The sequence below is a fragment of the Rhodococcus sp. 1168 genome, assembly GCF_002091955.1.
GTDB lineage: Bacteria > Actinomycetota > Actinomycetes > Mycobacteriales > Mycobacteriaceae > Rhodococcoides.
In genome coordinates, this window is the sequence record NZ_MKKY01000096.1 from 1 (window position 1) to 2378 (window position 2378).

At 62.3% G+C, this 2378-nt stretch carries 2 protein-coding genes; both read left to right on the forward strand.

Annotated elements, in window-relative coordinates:
• Positions 1-125 precede the first annotated feature (125 nt).
• Positions 126-1757, forward strand: a complete 1632-nt coding sequence (istA, locus tag BJI47_RS23190) for an IS21 family transposase (RefSeq protein ID WP_088945957.1) — start codon at positions 126-128, stop codon at positions 1755-1757.
• Positions 1754-2378: ATP-binding protein (locus BJI47_RS23195; RefSeq protein ID WP_088945958.1), on the forward strand; the 625-nt coding region annotated here is incomplete at its 3' end. The genes istA and BJI47_RS23195, both read left to right, overlap by 4 nt.

Sequence of the window (2378 nt, forward strand, 5' to 3'; positions counted from 1 at the left end):
GCCAGGGTGATGGGACCACCTGGATTGCCAGTTATGGGACCACCGGCGCGCCTTGCCGGTGGTCTCGTCGTTTGCTCGTTCGATTGTCTGTGACAGCACCAAGCACGTCACGGAGGTCGATGAGCATGGCTTTTCGGGAGATCAGTGTGAACGAAATCAGAGAAGTATTACGGCTATGGCTCGGGACGGCTGGACTGCCGGCTCCGGGACTGCGAACGATCGCCGAGCATGCCGGGGTGGATCGCAAAACGGTCCGCCGTTACGTCGAGGCAGCTCAGGGGGCTGGTCTGGCGAGAACCGACAGTGTCGGTGCGGTCAGTGACGAGTTGATCGCGGCGGTCGTCGCTGCTGTGCGCCCCGACCGGCCGCACGGTCACGGCGCGGCATGGGAGCAACTTGTGCCCCAGCAGGAGCAGATTACCAAATGGGTGGCAGGCGAGGGTGAACGCAAGCCGCTCACGATCGCGAAAATCGAAGTGCTGCTTGCCCGTAAGGGCTGCGTGCTGCCGTACCGGACGTTGCACCGGTTCGCTACCGAGATGTGCGGTTTCGGGCGTAAGGACCTCACCGTCCAAGTCGTCGACGGCGAACCCGGGATCGAATGCCAGATCGACTTCGGATACTTGGGGATGCTCACCGACCCCGACGACGGTCGGGCCCGCAAAGTCCACGCCCTGATCTTCACCGCCGTCCACAGCCGACACATGTTCGTGTGGCTGAGCTATTCGCAGACGCTGGTGGCGGTGATCGCCGGCTGCGAAGCAGCGTGGAAGTTCTTCGGCGGAGTCTTCGCTGTGTTGATCCCGGACAACCTCAAACCGGTCGTCACCGCCGCGGACCCGATCACTCCGCGATTGAGCGATGGCTGGCTCGACTACAGCAGCCACGTCGGGTTCATCACCGACCCGGCGCGTGTCCGGTCACCGAAGGACAAACCGAGGGTCGAACGCACCGTCCAATACGTGCGCGGAAACTTCTGGGCCGGCGAACGATTCACCAGTCTCGCCGAAGCCCAGGAGGCTGCCGTGCGGTGGTGCACCAGCACCGCAGGGATGCGCATTCACGGCACTACCTGTGCACGGCCGCTCGAGGTGTTCGACGAAGCCGAACTACCGAAGCTGCTACCGGTGCCGTCGGGGTACGACGTGCCGATCTTCAAGGACGTGAAAGTGCACCGTGACTTCCATGCGGAGATCGGGCGGGCACTGTATTCGTTGCCGCAGCAGTGGATCGGCTCGACACTGTCGGTGCGGGCAGATACAGGACTGGTGAAGTTCTACCACCGCGGCACGCTGGTGAAAATCCATCCCCGCCAACCTGCGGGTAGCCGCAGTACCGACCGCGCCGACCTACCGGAGCACAAGTCCGACTATGCATTGCGTGATGTCGCCTCACTGATCAGAACCTGCAACGGTCACGGCCGCAGCATCGGGATCTACGCCGAACGAATACTCGATGATCCATTGCCCTGGACACGGATCCGTAGTGTCTACCGCCTGCAAGGGTTGGTCCGACGTTACGGCGCCGAGCGGGTCGAACAGGCATGCTCACTCTCGCTCGATCTCGACGTCGTCTCGGTCACCAAGATCGCCTCGATGCTCGAGCGGGCCACCGAGAAATCGACACCAGCATTACCGAAAGCAGTCGGACAGGAATCGACGCGATTCTCACGCGACCCATCCGAATTCCGTTCCACCACAACACCATCACTGACCGTCGTAGACGGCACCGCCGCATCCCCGGAAGGACACTCATGACCACCGCCCGCACCACAGCCACCACCGAACCGGTCGGCGCCGACCTCGTCCGACTACTCAAAGCCCTCAAACTCGGGGCGCTCGCCGACACGCTACCCGAACGTGCTGCCCTGGCCCGTCAACACAAACTCAGTCATATCGGGTTTCTCGAAGTACTCCTCGCCGACGAGGTCAACCGCCGCGACTCCCGCTCTGCGACATTACGATCGACCAAAGCCGGACTCGACCCGGCGATGGTCTTCGAGGCCTGGAACACCCACGACGATCTACGATACGACAGGACTCTGCTCGGCGATCTGACGTCACTGCGTTTCCTCGATGCTCACCAGTCCGCGATCATCCTTGGACCGGTCGGTGTCGGCAAGACGCATCTGGCAACAGCATTGGGGCACATGGCAATCCGTCGACGCCACAGTGTCCTGTTCGCGCGGTCGGATAAACTGTTCACCCGGCTCCGCGCCGCGCGACTCGACAACACCGTCGACGCCGAGATCCGGAGATTGACCGCCATCGAGGTCTTGATCATCGACGACTTCGCGCTACGGCCACTCGATGCCACAGAAACCAGCGACTTCTACGAACTGATAGTCGAACGCCACCGCAAGAAGACCACCATCGTCA